The 562-nt window shown below is 45.4% G+C and carries 1 protein-coding gene and 1 pseudogene; both read left to right on the top strand.

Translation table 11 applies throughout. The features are described 5' to 3' along the window. On the top strand, nucleotides 1-434 hold a 434-nt coding region (locus R7Q11_RS28375), incomplete at its 5' end, for a flagellar hook-length control protein FliK (protein WP_225467254.1). Nucleotides 435-483: 49 nt separating this feature from the next. After that, a pseudogene (fliL, locus tag R7Q11_RS28370) lies at nucleotides 484-562 on the top strand (flagellar basal body-associated protein FliL); the annotation flags it as partial.

The raw sequence follows: 562 nt of genomic DNA, 5'->3' as shown, positions 1-562 counted from the left end.
TGCAATTAACAAAAGAACTCGCTAATGAGCAAGTGGCGGAAAAAGTACAAATGATGATGTCGAAGAACTTGAAGAACCTCGACATCCGACTTGACCCACCAGAGCTTGGCCGTATGCAAATTCGCATGACGATGAACAACGATTTGGCCAACGTGCATTTTACGGTTACCAACCCACAAGCGCGTGACGTTATTGAACAAACGTTGCCTCGTCTACGTGAAATGTTGGCTCAACAAGGGATGCAACTGGCGGATTCCTCGGTTCAGCAGCAAAGCAGTGGACAACAGCAAAGTGGTTACGCAGCGGCTGAACAAAATGGCCAAGGCACGTCTGGACGCGGTTTTTCTGGCCAGTCAGACGAAAACTTTGATGCCGATGTGAATCTTGATTTGAATGTGGTTTCAAAGCGTGATGGAATTAGTTTTTACTCCTAATGTTGTAACCTCAACCATCTTGAACAAGAACAAATAACTAGAGAAAACAATGGCAGAAGAACAGCTACAAGGTGCCGATGCACCAAAAGGTAAAAGCAAGCTACTGATCATCATTATTGCAGCCGTGG

The sequence above is a fragment of the Vibrio sp. 970 genome (assembly GCF_033339075.1).
Note: the sequence above shows the minus strand (reverse complement) of the source record. Positions and strands in the feature narration are given on the sequence as shown.